Origin of the sequence: Castellaniella denitrificans (assembly GCF_027214045.1) — a bacterium.
GTDB lineage: Bacteria > Pseudomonadota > Gammaproteobacteria > Burkholderiales > Burkholderiaceae_B > Castellaniella > Castellaniella denitrificans_A.
Window position 1 is genome coordinate 77713 of sequence record NZ_JAPWHE010000010.1, and the last position, 17350, is coordinate 95062.

Annotated in this window: 16 protein-coding genes and 1 tRNA gene; 3 read left to right on the plus strand and 14 right to left on the minus strand. The window is 66.3% G+C overall.

Annotated elements, in window-relative coordinates:
• Positions 1–276 precede the first annotated feature (276 nt).
• Entirely contained in the window at positions 277–615 is a 339-nt protein-coding gene (locus tag O4H32_RS12720; protein ID WP_269359731.1) for a P-II family nitrogen regulator, read from the plus strand.
• 25 nt (positions 616–640) lie between these two features.
• Entirely contained in the window at positions 641–1870 is a 1230-nt protein-coding gene (locus O4H32_RS12725; RefSeq protein ID WP_269359733.1) for an ammonium transporter, read from the plus strand.
• Here the strand turns inward: O4H32_RS12725 and O4H32_RS12730 are convergent.
• The 14 genes from O4H32_RS12730 to O4H32_RS12795 all read right to left on the minus strand — a co-directional run bounded on the left by O4H32_RS12730 (position 1858) and on the right by O4H32_RS12795 (position 16231).
• The gene (locus O4H32_RS12730) at positions 1858–3891 is read right to left on the minus strand and encodes a diguanylate cyclase domain-containing protein (RefSeq protein ID WP_269359735.1); all 2034 of its coding nucleotides are present in this window, start codon (positions 3889–3891) and stop codon (positions 1858–1860) included. The two genes, O4H32_RS12725 and O4H32_RS12730, sit on opposite strands and share 13 nt — an antisense overlap.
• Before the next feature lie 148 nt (positions 3892–4039).
• Positions 4040–5794, minus strand: a complete 1755-nt coding sequence (gene ptsP, locus O4H32_RS12735; RefSeq protein WP_269359737.1) for a phosphoenolpyruvate--protein phosphotransferase — start codon at positions 5792–5794, stop codon at positions 4040–4042.
• A 13-nt stretch (positions 5795–5807) separates the two neighbouring features.
• Complete coding sequence (locus tag O4H32_RS12740) at positions 5808–6077, minus strand: HPr family phosphocarrier protein (RefSeq protein ID WP_269359739.1); 270 nt, start codon at positions 6075–6077, stop codon at positions 5808–5810.
• A 28-nt stretch (positions 6078–6105) separates the two neighbouring features.
• Complete coding sequence (locus O4H32_RS12745) at positions 6106–6519, minus strand: PTS sugar transporter subunit IIA (protein ID WP_269359741.1); 414 nt, start codon at positions 6517–6519, stop codon at positions 6106–6108.
• Positions 6516–7508 (minus strand): glutathione synthase, encoded by a 993-nt coding sequence (gene gshB / locus O4H32_RS12750; RefSeq protein WP_269359743.1) that lies wholly within the window; start codon positions 7506–7508, stop codon positions 6516–6518. Before gshB ends, O4H32_RS12745 begins: the two co-directional genes overlap by 4 nt.
• Positions 7509–7644: 136 nt before the next feature.
• Positions 7645–8166 (minus strand): translation initiation factor IF-3, encoded by a 522-nt coding sequence (gene infC, locus O4H32_RS12755; protein WP_269359765.1) that lies wholly within the window; start codon positions 8164–8166, stop codon positions 7645–7647.
• Positions 8167–8202: 36 nt separating this feature from the next.
• Positions 8203–10149, minus strand: a complete 1947-nt coding sequence (thrS, locus tag O4H32_RS12760) for a threonine--tRNA ligase (RefSeq protein ID WP_269359745.1) — start codon at positions 10147–10149, stop codon at positions 8203–8205.
• Positions 10150–10397: 248 nt separating this feature from the next.
• Positions 10398–10474, minus strand: a tRNA-Val gene (locus O4H32_RS12765).
• Between the two features lie 74 nt (positions 10475–10548).
• A complete protein-coding gene (locus O4H32_RS12770; protein WP_269359747.1) occupies positions 10549–11304 on the minus strand; it encodes a class I SAM-dependent methyltransferase in 756 nt (251 codons plus the stop codon).
• A 3-nt stretch (positions 11305–11307) separates the two neighbouring features.
• Positions 11308–12489: an acetyl-CoA C-acyltransferase family protein gene (locus O4H32_RS12775; RefSeq protein ID WP_269359748.1), complete on the minus strand. Its 1182-nt coding sequence runs from the start codon at positions 12487–12489 to the stop codon at positions 11308–11310.
• A 22-nt stretch (positions 12490–12511) separates the two neighbouring features.
• Positions 12512–13477 (minus strand): chemotaxis protein, encoded by a 966-nt coding sequence (locus O4H32_RS12780; protein WP_269359750.1) that lies wholly within the window; start codon positions 13475–13477, stop codon positions 12512–12514.
• 173 nt (positions 13478–13650) lie between these two features.
• Entirely contained in the window at positions 13651–15249 is a 1599-nt protein-coding gene (locus tag O4H32_RS12785; protein WP_269359751.1) for a copper resistance CopC/CopD family protein, read from the minus strand.
• Positions 15246–15785 carry a YcnI family copper-binding membrane protein gene (locus tag O4H32_RS12790; protein ID WP_269359753.1) on the minus strand — a complete coding sequence of 180 codons (540 nt, stop codon included), beginning with the start codon at positions 15783–15785 and terminating at the stop codon, positions 15246–15248. Before O4H32_RS12790 ends, O4H32_RS12785 begins: the two co-directional genes overlap by 4 nt.
• 32 nt (positions 15786–15817) lie before the next feature.
• Entirely contained in the window at positions 15818–16231 is a 414-nt protein-coding gene (locus O4H32_RS12795) for a DUF2946 family protein (protein ID WP_269359755.1), read from the minus strand.
• 235 nt (positions 16232–16466) lie between these two features.
• On the opposite strand from O4H32_RS12795, the gene O4H32_RS12800 reads away from it, so the two are divergent.
• Positions 16467–17350: MCP four helix bundle domain-containing protein (locus O4H32_RS12800; RefSeq protein ID WP_269359757.1), on the plus strand; the 884-nt coding region annotated here is incomplete at its 3' end.

A 17350-nucleotide genomic window follows, 5' to 3' on the forward strand; every position in this document is an offset into this window, starting at 1 on the left:
ACTGGACACAAAACCGTGGCAATCCGGGAACCCGGCCCTGAAGCCCTCGTTCCGGCTTTCAACTCCGCCACAGGCACGATCCATGCACGCAGCGACGTGCCGGACATCCCCGCGCACCGGTCCGGGGCGGTCGCGCACCCGTTCGGTGCAAGGATCGACGCAGCCGCCTCCCCGCCCCCTCGCAGCCTCCCTTCACAGCCCCTGCCGGCGCGCCGAGGAAAAGTTGGCACGCCTTTTGCTTGAATTCCGATGCAAGCACACTGCAAAGGAGCATTCATGAAACTCGTCACCGCGCTCATCAAACCTTTCAAGCTGGAGGAGGTCCATGCCGCGCTGGAAGCCGCCGGCATTCAGGGCATGACCGTCACGGAGGCCAAGGGATTCGGCCGGCAGAAGGGGCACACCGAACTCTACCGGGGAGCGGAATACCAGGTCGACTTCCTGCCCAAGCTGCAAATCCAGGTCGCCGTCCCGGACGACCAGGTCGAAATGACGGTGGAATGCCTGTGTCAGGCGGCCCGTACCGGCAAGATCGGCGACGGCAAGATTTTCGTCTCCCCTCTCGAACATGTCGTGCGCATCCGCACCGGCGAAACCGGCGAAGCCGCCCTCTGACCTCAACGAAAAAGGAGTTCTTCTCATGGACAAGAGCGATCTGGTCTGGACCATGACCTCGACCCTGCTGGTCTGGCTGATGTGCGTGCCGGGTCTGGCACTGTTCTATGGCGGCCTGGCGCGCAAGCGACATGCACTGTCCGTCATGACCCAGACGCTGGGCGTCTGCGCCCTGATTACGGTGCTGTGGTTCGCCTACGGCTATTCCCTGGTGTTCACCGAGGGATTCGGCGGCCTGGGCGGATGGACGCGCCTGGGACTGGCCGGCCTGTACCGGGCGGGAGACGCCGCGCCCCTGCCGCTGCTCGGCACGATTCCCGAGTTGCTGTTCGCCCTGTTCCAGGCGACCTTCGCGGCCATCACCTGCGGGCTGATCACCGGCAGCATGGCCGAACGTACGCGATTCGGCGCGGCGCTGGCATTCGCCGGACTCTGGTTCACGATGGGCTACATGCCGATCGCGCACATGGTCTGGGCGGGCGACGGCTGGCTGCATTTGCGCGGCGCCCTGGACTTCGCCGGCGGGACCGTCGTCCACATCAGCGCCGGGGTGGCTGGCCTGGTGGGCGCGCGTTGGGTCGGCCCCCGGTTGGGGTATGGCCGGGAACCCATGCTGCCCCACAGCCTGCCGCTGAACCTGACCGGGGCCGCGCTGCTGTGGATCGGCTGGTTCGGCTTCAACGGCGGGTCGGCGCTGGCCGCCAACGAACAAGCCGTGCTGGCCGTGGCCAATACGCTGCTGGCCGCCGTCAGCGGCGTGCTGGCCTGGGCGCTGGCGGAACGCATCCTGAAGGGCCGGGCCTCGCTGCTGGGCGCGGCCTCCGGCGCCATCGCCGGGCTGGTGGGCATCACCCCGGCCGCCGGCCTGGTCGCGCCCGGCGCCTCGCTCGTCATCGGCGTGCTGGCCTCCTGGGCCGCACTCTGGGGTGTGAGCGGCCTGAAACGCCTGCTGGGTATCGACGACGCCTTCGATGTCTTCGGCATCCATGCCGTGGGCGGCATCGTCGGCGCCATTCTGACGGGCATCTTCTATTCCGCCGACCTCGGCGGCCCCGGCCCGTCGGGTCTGGACGCGCTGCTGCGTCAAGTCTGGCTGCAGGCCGAGGCCGTCCTGGTCAGCCTGGCGTGGGCGGCGCTCAGCGCCGCGGTCTGCGCCTTTCTGGTCGACCGCCTGATCGGACTGCGGGCCGCGCCCGACGAGGAACGCCAGGGCCTGGACGCGGCGGAGCACGGGGAAACCGCCTACCCGGACTGAGGCCGGATACGCGCGGGCCCCAGCCCGCGCATGTCGGCCGAGTAGACACGGAAATGATTACGCCCCTGCTCCTTGGCGGCGTACATCGCCAGGTCGGCGGCACGCAGCAGTTCACTGTCGCTGTCGCCGTCGCGCGGATGAAAGGACGCCCCCATGCTGGCGGATATCCGTACCGTATGCCCGCCCAGGGAAAAAGGCTGGGACAAGGAATCCAGGATCTTGTCGGCCAGCGAAAAGATGTCGTCCGGATTCTGGAGATCGCGAATGAGCAGCGTGAACTCGTCACCGCCCAGCCGCGCCACCAGGTCCGAACTGCGCACGCATTCGCTCAGCCTCCGGGCCACCAGGCGCAACAGTTGATCACCCGCTTCGTGCCCCAGGGTGTCGTTGACATCCTTGAACAAGTCCAGATCCAGGAACAACAAGGCGAACGGCAATCCCCCCTGCCGGGTATGCTGGATGCTGCGGCGCAGGTTTTCCTCGAACATCTGCCGGTTGGGAAGCTGGGTCAGGTGATCGTAATGCGCCTGATGCCAGATCGAAGCCTCGCGGCGCCGTTTCTCGGTCACATCGGAGAACAGGCCGATGCGGCAATTGACGCTGCCGTCCTCGTTGTAGGACGTATTGATCGACAGGCGCTCGACGTATTCCTCACCGGACTTGCGTCGATTGTGGATGTCGCCGTTCCAGCGGCCGGTCGCCTGCAGATCGGCCCACATCGCCCGGTAGAAATCTTCGCCATGGCGACCGGAGCTGAGCACGCTCATGGTGCGCCCGAGCACATCCTGCGGGCCGTAGCCTGTCACCGCCGTGAATGCCGGATTCACATCCTGGATGACGCCGTTGGCATCGGTGACCACCATGGCCTCGCTGGTGTGTGCGTAGACCAGCGCGGCCCTGCGCGCGGAGACCTCGGCGCGCTTGCGTTCCGTGATGTCGAACATGATGCCGATCAGCGTCGGCCGACCGTGCAGCTTCATCAGGGAACCGAAAATTTCCAGTTCGATCTGTTCGCCATCGCCGCGCCGCGCCGCGCACTCATAACGCGTCCTCGTCTCGTGCCCCTCGAAACGATCCAGCGCCTGGGCGCGGACCGTCTCGTAGGCCGGCCCGACGAACAGGCGTTCGAGGGGAAAGCCGTCCATCAACTCGGCCTGGGAATAGCCCAGCATGTCCGCCATCCGCTCGTTGGCATAGGTGAAGCGCAACGTCTCGTCCACCATGTAAATGCCGGCCACCGTATTGGCCGACAGGCCGTCGAACATGGCCTGGGCGTCGGCCAGCGCCGCGTGCTCCTTTTCGACGTCCTGCAGCAGTTGCTCGATATGGGCGGCGGAATCATTCAAGGCCCGGCCGAGCTCGCCGAGCTCGTCGCCGGGCGGCAATGAAGATCGGGCACCATGATCGCCCGCCGCCAGGGCACGGCACTGCCGCGCCAGAGTCTGGATGGGACGCAGGATCCGCCGGGATACCACCCAGCCGGCCAGCCCCAGCAACAGCAGATCCAGCGCGAAAAGCGCATAGGCGCTATACAGGGCCCGGCGCTGGATTTCCTTGGCCCGGGCAACCAGCCTGTCCACGAGCGCCTCGGTCCGGGCCAGCAGATCGGCGCCGGCGCGGGTCAAGTCCGCCACGGCGGCCCGCTCTCCCGGCGCCTCGACCGGCGCATCGGCCAGCGCGTCGACGGCGCGCCGGTAACGAAGCCAGGCCTGGCGGATGTCCTGCAATTGCGGCGCCAGCGCCGCCGGCACGGGGCGAATGTCCAGGCCGAACACGTGTCCGCCGAAGCGCAATGCATCGTGCGCGGCCTCGAATGCGGCGGACAGATCCGTCGATGCGGGATCGGGCGGATCCGGGTTCCGGCGCGCGGCCAGCGTCTCCAGGCCAATGCGCTGACCGAGCATGCGCATCTTGCCCGCCACGTTCAGTGTCGCGGCCACGCCATCGCTTTCCCGCAGCAGGAGTTGAACGATGGAGACATTGCCAATCGCCAGCAACACCACCAGGGTGAAGGCCAGCAAGGCCTTCTGCCGCACAGTACGTGGAAGAGAATCGAGTCGCAAGAAGTGGCCCGGGAATATCAGGGTCGTCAATCGGGGTATTGCCGCCGACAGATTCTACCAATGAACCGCCGGACCAGGAACCAGGAAAAAGGCGCCGATGCCCGGCTCAGGCATCCAGAGAGGACAGATCGATGCGTTCGGCCCGGTTCAGGGCGGAGGCGACCTTGACCCGAAGGGCGTTGGAATGCGCCTTGCGGATTTCCTTCTTCACGTCCAGCAATTGCTGCGGATGCATGGAGAATCCCGTCAGTCCCAGCCCCAGCAGCATCCGGGTGACGCGCACATCCCCGGCCATCTCGCCGCAGATCGATACGGGCTTGCCCACCCGTTCACCGGCGTTGATGGTGTGCGCGATCAGCCGCAGTACCGCCGGATGCATCGGATCGTACAGGGACGCGACATCGGTGTCCCCCCGGTCGATCGCCAGCACGTACTGGATCAGATCGTTGGTGCCGATGGACAGGAAGTCCAGCGCCTCGGCGAAGGGTTCGATGGCGATGGCGATGGCGGGGATCTCGACCATGGCGCCCACCTGGATGTCCGCGTCATGGGGCAGGCCTTCGGCGCGCAGTTCCTCTGCGGCCCGTGCCAGGGCGCGGCGGGCGGCATGGATCTCGTGCATGTGCGACACCATGGGAAACAGCACCCGGATCGGCCCGTGGGCGGCAGCCCGCAACAGCGCGCGCAACTGGGTGTTGAACATCTCCGGATTGGCCAGGCAGTACCGGATCGCACGCAGGCCCAGCGCCGGATTGGTGGCCACCGTCACCTCGCCGTCGAGCGTCTTGTCCGCCCCGATATCCAGCGTCCGGATGGTGACCGGCCGGCCCGCCATGGTACGCACGACCGAGGCATAGGCTTGGTACTGCTCTTCCTCGTCCGGAAGGTCGGGACGCCCCATGAACAGGAATTCGCTGCGGAACAGCCCGATGCCTTCGGCGCCGGCCGCCAGCGCGTCGGCGGCCTCCTCCGGCAATTCGATATTGGCCTCCATGCGGATCTGGACGCCGTCGAGCGTGACGGCCGGCGCGAACCGCAGCGCCTTGAGCTCGTCGCGCTCGCGCAGGAAGGCCGCCTGGCGCTCCTGGTATTCGTGCAGCACGGCGTCCGAGGGGTTGACCAGGACCAGTCCGTTGAGACCGTCGACGATCAGCCGGTCGCCGTCGCGCACCAGCGCGCGCACCGCCCCCATGCCGACCACGGCCGGCACGTTCATGCTGCGCGCCACGATGGCCGTGTGCGAGGTGGCCCCCCCCAGGTCCGTCAGGAAGGCGCCGAAACGGCCGCCCCGCAGCCGCATCATGTCGGCCGGAGAAATATCGCGCGCCACCACGATCAGGCTGCCGTCGACATCCACGGCATCCAGATTGGGCAGCCAATGCCCGGATCCCGACAGAGCCCGCAGGACGCGCTCGATCACCTGGCGCACGTCCGCGCCGCGTTCGCGAAGATAGGCGTCCTCCATCAGGGAGAACTGCTCCGCCAGGATCTGGCCCTGGGTCGTCAGCGCCCATTCCGCGTTGTACTGGCGTTCAGAGATCAACTGGCAGACGGACTGCGTCAGCATGGGGTCCTGCAGCAACATGCCATGCACCGACAGCAGCACGCCGAGTTCGCGAGGTGCGTCGGCCGGCAGGTCCTCGGCCATCTGGCACAAATCGTGCACGGTCTCGTCCACCGCCTGCGTGAAACGCCGCTGCTCGGACTCGATGTCCTCGGGGGCGATGCGGTAGTGGGCGACCTCGAGCGAGGCCGCGCTCATGACCACGGCCCGGCCGATGGCATAGCCGCGCACCACCCCCTGGCCGTACAGGCACACGGTGGAGGCGATCGTGGAAGAAACAGGTTCCGACGTATTCATGCGCAACGAGACCCTATTCGGTTTCTCCGAAGCGGCCCTCGAACAGCGCCCGGATGTCGGTCAGCGCCTGGGCCTCGTCCTCGCCCTGGGCGTCGATCTTGACGGTGACACCCAGTCCCGCGGCCAGCATCATCACGCCCATGATGCTCTTCGCGTTGACGCGCTGCGCCCCCCGCGAGATGAAGATATCGCTGCGGTAGCGCCCCGCCAGTTGGGTCAGCTTGGCCGCCGCGCGCGCATGCAGTCCCAGTTTGTTCGAAATCACCAGATCGATGGAAGGCATGGGGATGGGTTCCTAGGGTCCGCTCACACTAGCAATCATACGGGGGTTCCGCATTCACGATACCGCGCAGCGCCCCCTGACGCACGCGCTCGCTGAAAGATTCGGGGTTTTCCTGCTGGTCTGTCAAGGCTTTCAGCACCATGCAGGCATTGGTGCCGGTCAGCAGATGCACCATGTAGCCGTCCTCCAGCGCCTGGCGCTGGGCCTGGGCCGCGATATTGAACGGCGTCGCCCCATACAGGTCGCACAGGATCAGGACGGGCTCGCCCGGCCCGCGTGCGCGCATCCAGTCCAGGATGCGTCCGGTCTGGATGGGCGGATCGGCATCCGGCTCGATGTCGAAAACCGTCAGGTCCGGCACGCGGCCCAGCACATGCCTGGCGCAGGCCTGGAAGGCGGCGCCCAGAGGATCGTGCATGACCAGCGCGATGCGGGTGCTCATGGCGTGGCGGCCGCACCGCGGTCCGCAGGCCGCCCGGATACAATCCGGACCAGGGCGTCCACGAAACGGCCGGCCACATCGAAACCGGTCTGCTCGGTGATTTCCACGAAACAGGTGGGGCTGGTGACGTTGATCTCGGTAATGTAGTCGCCGATCACGTCCAGACCGATCAGCAGCAGGCCGCGTCCGGCCAGCCGCCGGCCCACGGCCCGGGCCAGTTCCCGGTCCCGGTCCGACAGAGGCTGCGCCCGGCCCCGGCCGCCGGCCGCCAGGTTGCCACGGGTCTCGCCCTGCAGCGGGACACGCGCCAGGGCGAAGGGCACCGGTTCGCCATCGATGATCAGGATGCGCTTGTCGCCGTCCCGGATTTCCGGGATATAGCGTTGCGCCATGATGGTGCGCTCACCCATGCCGGTCAGGGCCTCCAGGATCGAACCCAGATTCGGCTCGTCGGGCCTCAGGCGGAAGATGCCGCTGCCGCCCATCCCGTCCAGAGGCTTGACGATGACGTCGCCGTGCTGCGCTTGAAAGGCGCGCAGCCTCGCCATGTCGCGGCTGACCAGCGTGGGCGCCGTGTATTGCGCGAATTCCGTGATGGCGAGCTTTTCCGGATGATTGCGGATGGCCGCCCCGGCGTTGAACACGCGCGCACCCTGGGACGCCGCGTAGTCGAACAAGTGCGTCGCGTAGACGTACTCCATGTCGAAGGGCGGATCCTTGCGCATCAGCACGGCGTCGAAGTCGGCCAGCGCGCATTCGCGCGGTGCGGCATCCTGCGTCCACCAGTCGTGGCCTTGCCAGTCGGCGTCTGCACGCAGGCGCATCGCCGTGGCCGAAACCAGCACGCGGCCTTCCAGGACATAGAGGTCGCCCATCGTGGCGAAGCTGAAATCGTGCCCATGCGCCGCCAGGCTGCGCATGATGGCGACGGAGGAATCCTTCCAGGCCTTCAGGGCGGGCAATGGATCGATGACGAACAGAAAATGCATGAATGCCTCTGTGATACCTCTGGGGTCCTGCCGGGACTTCTCGAACCATGACGACACCCCGCCGCGCGCCGTGCGAGACGCCCGGATCCGCCTGGTTTGCGGCAGCCCGCCGGGGACTGTCGCAAGTACCGCTCCATCAAGCTTTTTTGCGGGGCGCCAGCACCATCACCATCTGACGGCCTTCGAGCTTGGGCATGGCTTCGACCAGGACCAGTTCGCCCAGATCGTCGCGCACCCGTTCCAGGACGCGCATGCCGAGTTCCTGGTGCGCCATTTCACGGCCGCGAAAACGCAGCGTGACCTTGGCCTTGTCGCCATCCTCGATGAAGCGGCGCAGATTGCGCAGTTTCACCTGGTAGTCGCCTTCGTCGGTGCCAGGCCGGAACTTGACTTCCTTGACCTGGATGATCTTCTGGCGGGCGCGGGCTTCGGCCTGACGCTTTTGTTCCTGGTACTTGAACTTGCCGTAGTCCATCAGGCGGCAGACCGGAGGACTGGCCGTGGGGGCGATTTCGACCAGGTCGACGTCGTTCTGTTCCGCCATGGACATGGCCTCGGACGTGCGGACAATACCCAGTTGTTCGCCGTCCACGCCGATCAGGCGGACTTCGTGGATGCGGATATCACCGTTGACGCGGTGTTTCTTTTCGGTTGCGATGTCTAGAACTCCTGTGAGTTGATGAAAAGGGGAGAATCAGGCCTGGGCCGATTCGGTCCCCTGCTGGCGGGTCGAGATTTCGTGCTTCAGCCGGGCGGTGAAGTCCGCCACCGGCATCGTACCCAGATCCAGATTGCCACGCCCGCGCACGGATACGGCGCCGGATTCGCGCTCCTTGTCGCCGACGACCAGAATATACGGGATTTTCTGCAGGCTATGTTCACGGATTTTACGGGTGATCTTTTCGCCCCGGATATCGGCGGACACACGCAGGCCCTGCTGCTTCAGGTCCCGGGCGATCTGTTCGGCGTAGGCGGCGGAACTGTCGGAAATACAGCAGACCACGGCATGATGCGGCGCCAGCCAGGCAGGCAGCGCCCCGGCGTGGTTCTCGATCAGCATGCCGATGAAGCGTTCCAGGGAGCCCAGGATGGCCCGATGCAACATCACGGGCGTGCGGCGCTGGTCCTGGGCGTCGACATATTCGGCCCCCAGGCGTTGCGGCATGGAAAAATCCACCTGGATGGTGCCGCACTGCCAATGCCGGCCGATGGCGTCCTTCAGGGTGTATTCGATCTTCGGGCCGTAGAAGGCGCCTTCGCCTTCGGATACCTCGTATTCGCAATTCGAAAGATCCAGGCTGTCCTTCAGGGCCTGCTCGGCCTTGTCCCAGACTTCGTCGGCGCCGATGCGCTTTTCGGGGCGGGTGGCGACCTTGTACAGGATTTCGGTGAAACCGAAATCGGCGTAAACCTTTTGCAGCAGCCGGGTGAAGGCGGCGCATTCGGCCTGGAGCTGGTCCTCGGTGCAGAAGATGTGACCATCATCCTGGGTGAAGCCGCGCACGCGCATCATGCCATGCAGCGAGCCGGAAGGCTCGTTACGGTGGCACTGGCCGAATTCACCATAACGCAGGGGCAGTTCGCGATACGAGTGCAAGCCGGCGTTGAAGATCTGCACGTGGCCCGGGCAGTTCATGGGCTTCAGGCCATACACGCGGTTCTCGGACTCCGTCGTGAACATGTTTTCTTTGTAGTTGTCCCAATGGCCGGTTTTCTTCCACAGGGACAGGTCCAGGATCTGCGGCGCCTTGACCTCCTGGTAGCCATTGTCCTGATACACCTGGCGCATGTACTGTTCGACCTGCTGCCAGACCGTCCAGCCCTTGGGATGCCAGAAAATCAGGCCGGGCGCCTCGTCCTGGAAGTGGAACAGGTCCAGTTCGCGGCCGATGCGGCGATGATCGCGCAATTCGGCCTGTTCGAGCATGTGCAGGTACGCATCCTGGTCTTCCTTGCGAGCCCAGGCGGTGCCGTAAATACGCTGCAGCATTTCATTGCCGCTGTCGCCACGCCAATAGGCCCCGGCGACCTTCATGAGCTTGAACACCCGCAGGCGGCCGGTGGACGGCACGTGCGGGCCGCGGCACAGGTCGATGAAATCGCCCTCGCGGTACAGGCTGATCTTTTCGTTGGCCGGAATCGAGGCGATGATCTCGGCCTTGTAGGCCTCGCCGATGCCGCGGAAGAATTTCACGGCATCGTCGCGGTCCCATTCCTCGCGCGTCACGGCCTCGTCGCGGCGGGCCAGTTCGGCCATCTTCTTTTCAATGGCCTCAAGGTCTTCGGGCGTAAAGGGCCGCTTGTACGAAAAATCGTAATAGAAGCCGTTTTCGATCACCGGACCAATGGTGACCTGGGCGTCGGGAAACAGGGTCTTGACCGCGTAGGCCAGCAGATGCGCCGTCGAATGACGGATCAGGTCGAGGCCCTCGGGGTCTTTGTCGGTGATGATGCTCAGGCCCGCATCATGATCGATGATGTGGCTGGCATCCACCAGCCGCGCCGGCTGGCCGTCCACGGCCAGCTTGCCCGCCAGCGCCGCCTTGCCCAGCCCGGTCCCGATGGAGCGCGCGACCTCGTGCACGGAAACAGGATGGTCGAATTCGCGCTGCGAACCGTCGGGAAGGGTGATGCAAACCATTGAGCGTATCCTGAAAATGCGAAACGCGGCCTGCGCCGCGTCGATAAAAAGCCTGAATTTGCCGTGCAGGAGGTAATTTCCAAGTGTAGCAACCGGACGGGCAACAATCAATTTGATGCGGGAAACACGACGGATTCCAGGCAAGCCTGGCACACAGGAGCGCGTGGATTGTTGTGAAACAGCAAAAAGCCGCCAAACCAATGGGTTAGGCGGCTTTTTGGCACGGCCAGGCGGCCATCGCGGAATTCTGGTAGGCAGTACTGGATTCGAACCAGCGACCTCTACGATGTCAACGTAGCGCTCTAACCAACTGAGCTAACCGCCTTCAGGAAAGAACGCAATTTTAGGGTGGATTTCTCAGGCTGTCAAACACCCAAAGCCGACAAGCAAGACCGGCTTTCAGCCGCCGACCAGCAGCGAGCGCGCCCAACGCCGCGCCGGCAGACCGGTGCGCGCTTCCAGCCGTTCCGCCCGGTCAAGCAAGTCCTGGCGCGACAGGTCCAGGGCATCGCCCTTGAAGGCCAGTGCCACCGTGTTGCCCTCGTCGATCTCCGGCAGGCACAGCACGCGCCCGCCGAAGGCCGCGCGGATGCCACGCAGGTTTTCCTCGAAGCTTTCGTGGCGGCCGAAGAGATTCACGCTCATCACGCCCGGCTCGTCCAGGATCCGGTAGCAATCCCGGTAGAAATCCGGATCGCCGCACACAGGTCCTTCGGCCCGGCTGTCGTACAGATCCACCATCAGCGCCCGATAACGCCCCGCCCTGCCCGGCTCGGCCACCCAGTCGCGCGCGTCGGCGTGGTCGACGACGGAACGTGCGCCGCCCGGCAGCCGAAAGAAGGCCCGGCACAGGGCCGTCACGGCGGGATTGCGTTCGACCGTGTCCACAGGGGAGCGGGTATGCCGCAGAGTGAAGCGCAGCAGCGAGCCGGCGCCCAGCCCCAGGATGCCGACCCGGTCGCGGGCGCCGGCCGTGACGAACAGCAGCCAGGCCATCATCTGCTGGGTATAGGCCAACACCAGCTCGGATGGCCGGGCGATGCGCATCGCGCCCTGGATCCATTCCGAGTCGAAATGCAGGTAGCGGATGCCGGCCTCTTCGGACAGGGTCGGCAGGTCGGCCTCGACGGCCGGCCCGCGCGTCGCGCGTGCCACGGACTACAGGCGCTCGAAGATGGCGGCGATACCCTGCCCGCCGCCGATGCACATGGTGACCAGCGCATGGCGGCCCTGGACGCGCCGCAGTTCGTGCAGCGCCTTGACCGTGATCAGCGCGCCGGTGGCGCCGATCGGGTGCCCCAGGCTGATGCCGCTGCCGTTGGGGTTGACCTTGGCAGGATCGAAACCCAGTTCGCGCGAGACTGCGCAGGCCTGGGCCGCGAAGGCCTCGTTGGCCTCGATCACGTCGATCTGGTCCAGGGTCAGGCCGGCGCGCGCCAGGGCGGCGCGCGTGGCCGGCACCGGACCGATCCCCATGTACTGGGGGTCCACGCCGGCATGGCCGTAGGACACCAGGCGCGCCATGGGCGTCAGCCCCCGTGCCCGAGCGGCCTGTCCGGTCATCAGCAGCACGGCGGCCGCGCCGTCGTTCAGGCCGGACGCGTTGCCCGCCGTCACCGTGCCGTTTTCCTTGGCGAAGACGGGCTTGAGCTTGCTGAAGCTGTCGGCCGTGGCATCGAAGCGCACATGCTCGTCCTGTTCGAACACGACCTCGCCCTTGCGGGTTTTTTGCACGACCGGCACGATCTGCGATTTGAAATGGCCTTGCTCGATGGCATGGGCCGCGCGTCGGTGAGATTCCAGCGCAAGGGCATCCTGGTCTTCGCGGCTGATCCCATATTTCTGTGCGACGTTCTCGGCCGTGACGCCCATGTGGTATTTCTCGAACGGGCAGGACAAGGCCCCGGTCATCATGTCCACCAGGCGCGAGTCGCCCATGCGCGAGCCCCAGCGCTGGCCGAGCGCCATGTAGGGCGCGCGACTCATGCTTTCGGCACCGGCGCCGATGGCGACCTCCGCGTCGCCCAGCATCAGCACCTGGGCGGCGGACACGATGGCCTGCAGGCCCGAACCGCACAGGCGGTTGACGTTGAAGGCCGGCACGACCTGGGGAATGCCCGCGTTCAGGGCCGCCACGCGCGACAGGTACATGTCGCGCGGCTCGGTGTTGATGACGTGGCCGAAGACGACATGGCCGACGTCCTCCGCCGCCACGCCCGCGCGCGCCAGCACGCCGCGCACCACGAGTTCCCCCAGTTCGCAGGGGGCGACGTCCTTCAGGCCTCCGCCGAAATCCCCGACGGCGGTGCGGCACGCTTCAACGATGACGATGTCTTGCATGTTCAACTCCAGATGATGAAAATCAGCGCCCCAGCGCCTTGCGGATGGCGCTGGACAGTTCCTCGGCGGAAAACTTGGGAACGTAACCGTTGGCGCCGACGCTGCGCACGTGGTTTTCGTTGGCCGAGCCGGACAAGGACGAATGGATCACCACCGGCATGGCGCTGAATCGCGGGTCCTGCTTGATGTTGCGCGTCAGCGTGAAGCCATCCATTTCGGGCATCTCCAGATCGGTCAGCATCAGGCTGACCTTGTCGTGAATGGTCTTGCCCTCGGCCTCGGCGGCCGAGGCCAGCGTGTTCAGACGGTTCCAGGCTTCCTGCCCGGACTTGGTCATCTCGTAGGGGATTTCCATGGCCTTGAGGGTCTGTTCCATCAGCGCGCGGGCCACGAAAGAGTCGTCGGCCACCAGGATCACGGTGCCGGGCTTGAGAGCGAATTTGTCCCCGACTTCCCTGGGATCGACCTGGTGCCGGTTTTGCTCGGGCGTGATGGCCTGCAGGATGGCCTCGACGTCCAGCACCTGGGCCAGGCGCGCCTCATCGCCGCTGCCCTCGGAAAGCCGGGCGATGCTGGTGATCAGGCTGGGCCCTGTCCCGGTGTTCTCGGCGGAGATGACCTGGTTCCAGTCCAGCCGCACGATGTCCTCGACCGACTCGACCGTGAAGGCCTGCGTGGTCCTGGCGTACTCCGTCACCAGCATCAGGCTCGGCGCGGCCGACAGCTTGCAGCCGATGATCGCGGGCAGGTCGTACACGGGAATCACCTGTTCGCGCAGGTGCACCACGCCGAGCGAGAACTTCGGCGCGCCCGCGATCGGCGTGATGGTGGGCAGGGTCACGATTTCGCGGACCTTCAGCACATTGATGCCGAAGAGCTCCGACTGGCCCAGAACGGCATCCGTGCCCAGGCGGAACAGCAGCAGTTCGAACCGGTTGGTCCCGGTCAGGTTGGTGCGTTCATCGATTTCTTTCTGGAGTGAGCTCATGTCAGGCCTTGTGTGAATGCGGGGTCCCCGAACCGGAGATTCTAAAGGGCGCCGCAATCTCTTGCAGCCAAGTCCTGAAAATATTCCGGCCCTGAGCGCATCTCCCCTTGCCCGCGAATCCGCGCCGCATCGCTTCAAAGCGTGGCCGGCTCATGCAACGGGCCGAACTTGCTTCAGGGAGGCAGCGGCCCCTCCAGCGTCACTTGATCGAAATCGTCCACCAGGATCTCCAGGCCCAGCCGCCAGTGCCCGATGCCCGGCGAAGGCAGAGGCCCCATTCCGGCATGCCAGCGTCCATCGGCCAGAAGGCGCGCGGTGCGGCGCAGCGGCTCGATGCCCGCCTGCGGATTGCTCAGCGCCAGCGTCAGCCCCTGGGCGACGAACGGCCTGCCGGCCGGATCGGTCAGCCGCACGGACCATGTCTCCCCGGATCGCGTCACGACGGCCTGCGCCCTATCCCCGGACAGCGTGAAGGACGCCGAAGCATGGCCATGCCACCGGCCGGGCGCGCCGTCGAGGAGGTCGGCGGCAGCACCCAGGCTGCGGGGTGGCGGCGTGAAGCGCCAGAGCGACACCACGCCCAGCAAGGCCACGGCGACGGCGGTTTCCAGCAGCATGCCGCGCCGCAGTCGCCGGCGCGCCGGCGCCTCGCCCGCCAGGACGGGCCCCGTGCATTGCCAGCGGTTGAACGCCGCGATGGCGAGCAACCCGCACACCAGCGCCAGCTTCGCGCTCAGGACGATGCCGTACGGCGTGCGCCACAAGTCACCTGGCTGGTTCAGTTGCAGTAACGCCAGCCCCGCTCCGCTCGCCAGCAGGACGGCCACAACCGGTGGGATCCACCGGGAGAACCAGGCCAGCGGCGCCAATCCCGCAGCGCCGCCCCTGCCGGCGCCCGACACGCGGATCAGCGGCACGAACGCCCCCAGCCACGCCGCCGCCGTCGCCACGTGCAGCGCGACCAACGGACGCGACAGCCATTGCGGCGGCGCCGTGCCGGCATGGCCGCTGGCGGCGAGCGCCACGCCCGCCAACGCCAGGGCGCCGACCGCGCATGCCCGCGACAGCGCGGCCCTGCGGGTGTGCAAAGCCCCCGCAGAGGCCAGCAAGACCAGGGCGCACAGGCCCAGCGTCCAGGCAGAGCGACTGCCCAGGGCGGCCTTCCACGCCGCCCCATGGAACAGGGCGGATTCGGGCAAGTCCAAGAGGTCCAGTCCCTGCAGGCCCAGGCTCACGGGCAGCAGGCCCAGCCCGACCCAGACCAGGGGCCAGGCCCAGGTCTGGCGGTCCGATGGATTCCACGCTCGGAACACGGCCGCGCCCACACAGACGAACAGGCAGACGTAGCCCAGCCAGCGGCTCAGCCAGATGGCCGCCTGGCGTCCGCCGGGCGCGGCGGAGACGCCCGCCGCCCCAGCCGGGCCGGCGGACTCGCCGACCGCATAGTCCAATGTGCCGCCCACGGGGTGTCCATCCGCCGACACGACGCGCCAACTGAGCAGGTAGGCGCCCCGGGCCGCGTCGCCGGGCAGCGACACGCGAATCCGGCGCCCCCCGGCATCCATCGGCGCCACCACCTTGGCCGCTCCCCGGGGACCGATCAGGCGCAACGCGGTGACGCTGACCGGTTCGCTGAACACCAGGACGACGAAGCCCGGCGCCTGTTCGAGCACGGCCCCGGGCGCCGGGTCCGCAGACACCAGCGCGGCATGCCCCCAGACCGCCTGACCCCACATCGACAGGCAGGCGGCCAGGACGAGCAAGGCCTTCAATGGTGATGGCCGTGGCCGCCGCCCGTACCCTCATGGGCGGGCGCCACGATCTTCACGCCCGGCGCGGGGCCCTGCGCATCGGGATCGCCCGACATGTCGATCCAGCGCGACACGCTCTGGCCGCATTCCTGGACGACGGGAAAATACACGGTCTGCCCCGCCTTGAAAGAGTCCGACAGATAGACGCGAAACACGAACTCGTCGTAATACGCGTCCGGCAAGTCGCCGCGCCAGCCGATTTCGCGCACGCCGCTGTCCACGGCTGCGCCATGCAGGGTCTGGGGATGGTCATACTTGCCCTGGGTCAGGTCCAGGGTCCAGCCGGCCTTGGGCTGCGGCTTGACCGCCAGCACGCCATCGGGGATGCGCACGCGCAGCCGGGTCGTAGCGGCGCCGTCGCAGCCGTGGCCGACACGCAGCACCGCTTTGTAGTAGCCGCCGGCGGCGGCCTGGGGCGTTTCCAGGGTGATGTGGGCCTGGGCGACTGTCGCCAGGCCGAGCAGGGCCGTCAAGCCCGCGGCAAGAAAAATTTTCATGATGATGCCTTTCAAATGAATTCAGAGGTTCCCTAGGTCCGGATGAAAGGCAGAGGGGGCGCCCGGGATCCCAGGGGCACCCGGCGTACGCGCCGCGCCGCAGGCGCGGAAATCCCGGGCGAGACCGGCGCAACCGCCGCCGGCGCGGCCGATGCGAGCGTCGGAGCCGCCCCCGGCAAGGGCGAGCCGCCGGCATGCTGGACGAGCAGGCACAAGGGGCTGGCGTGGGACCGGGGAAGGTCATCGGAGCGATGATGCCCCCCCACCGGCACACCTGGATTCTGGACCGGACACAGCACCAGCCCCGGAAAGAAGCCATCCCGGTTCCCGAAATCCGGCATCGTGCCCGACGGCACCAATGCGCGCAGCACCAGGGCCAGACACAAGGTCCAGACCCAGAGCGGGCACAGGGCGCGGAGCGGCCGTCGTGGCGGAGGGGGCTTCATGCGGATGCAGTATAGGGCACCCGAAACGGTCGCGCGCCCCGCGCCACAGGACCCGGCCAGACCTCTTTCCACCTAAATACCCGGCTTCCGGGGGCCATTTCGACGCTCTCTATGTATTTAACCCATGTTAAAGATAGTGTTATTCCATCCTTTTTTTGCATGAATCCCGTTTCTGCATGAGCGGCCGCACCTTTTTTGCACCCGACACACCCGACTCCAAGGAGCCTCAATGAACATGCGCAGCATCAAAATCAGCACCAGACTTTCGCTCGGATTCGGCATCCTGATCCTGATCGTCGCGCTGCTGGCCGGACTGGGCGCCTGGCAAACCCAGAACAGTCTGAACGACAGCGAGGTCGTCCGGAACCGCCACGAGATCAACGCCATGGTCCTGCAATGGGCGCGATCCGTCGAAGTCAACGGCGAGCGCACGCTCGCCATGACGCACATCACCGACCCCGCTGCGCGCGACGCCATGCAGAAAAAGATGGCGGCCACCTCGAAACAGATCACCGACCTGCAGGACCAGATCGGCGCGCGCATCAGGATGCCCGAGGCCAAGGCCCTGTACGCCAAAGTGCTGGAGACACGCAAGAACTACACCAGCCGGCGCAAGATCGCCATCGAGGACCAGCAGAAAGGCGACGCCGACAAAGCCAACCAGTTCTTCCTGCAAGAGATGCCGGGCCTGATCAGCGCCTACCAGAGCTCGATCGACGCGGTCTACGCCTTCCAGCAGGAAAATGAAAAGCGCCTGTTCGCCGCAGGTCAGCAGGCCGGCCAGCGCATGTTGCTCGTCCTGGGGCTGATCGCCATCCTGGCGCTGGCCTGTGGCATCCTGCTGGCCTGGCGCATCAGCCGTTCCATCGCGCAGCCCCTGGGGCGGGCCGTGGAACTGGCCGGTTTCGTCGCACGAAGGAACCTCGACCACAATGTCACGCCTCAGGGCAAGGACGAGATCACCGTGCTGGAACACAATCTGCACGACATGATGCTCAGCCTGCAGCAGACCGTGCAGGATGTGCGCACCGGCGCCGACTCCATCGCCTCGGCCTCGGCGCAGATCAGCGCCGGCAACCTGGACCTGTCCTCGCGCACCGAACAGCAGGCCAGTTCCCT

Coding starts and splice junctions, on each gene's coding strand:
- O4H32_RS12720 (WP_269359731.1), top strand. CDS start 277: ATGAAACTCGTCACCGCGCTCATCAAACCTTTCAAGCTGGAGGAGGTC.
- O4H32_RS12725 (WP_269359733.1), top strand. CDS start 641: ATGGACAAGAGCGATCTGGTCTGGACCATGACCTCGACCCTGCTGGTC.
- ptsP (WP_269359737.1), bottom strand. CDS start 5,794: ATGAATACGTCGGAACCTGTTTCTTCCACGATCGCCTCCACCGTGTGC.
- O4H32_RS12740 (WP_269359739.1), bottom strand. CDS start 6,077: ATGCCTTCCATCGATCTGGTGATTTCGAACAAACTGGGACTGCATGCG.
- O4H32_RS12745 (WP_269359741.1), bottom strand. CDS start 6,519: ATGAGCACCCGCATCGCGCTGGTCATGCACGATCCTCTGGGCGCCGCC.
- gshB (WP_269359743.1), bottom strand. CDS start 7,508: ATGCATTTTCTGTTCGTCATCGATCCATTGCCCGCCCTGAAGGCCTGG.
- thrS (WP_269359745.1), bottom strand. CDS start 10,149: ATGGTTTGCATCACCCTTCCCGACGGTTCGCAGCGCGAATTCGACCAT.
- O4H32_RS12775 (WP_269359748.1), bottom strand. CDS start 12,489: ATGCAAGACATCGTCATCGTTGAAGCGTGCCGCACCGCCGTCGGGGAT.
- O4H32_RS12780 (WP_269359750.1), bottom strand. CDS start 13,477: ATGAGCTCACTCCAGAAAGAAATCGATGAACGCACCAACCTGACCGGG.
- O4H32_RS12790 (WP_269359753.1), bottom strand. CDS start 15,785: ATGAAAATTTTTCTTGCCGCGGGCTTGACGGCCCTGCTCGGCCTGGCG.
- O4H32_RS12795 (WP_269359755.1), bottom strand. CDS start 16,231: ATGAAGCCCCCTCCGCCACGACGGCCGCTCCGCGCCCTGTGCCCGCTC.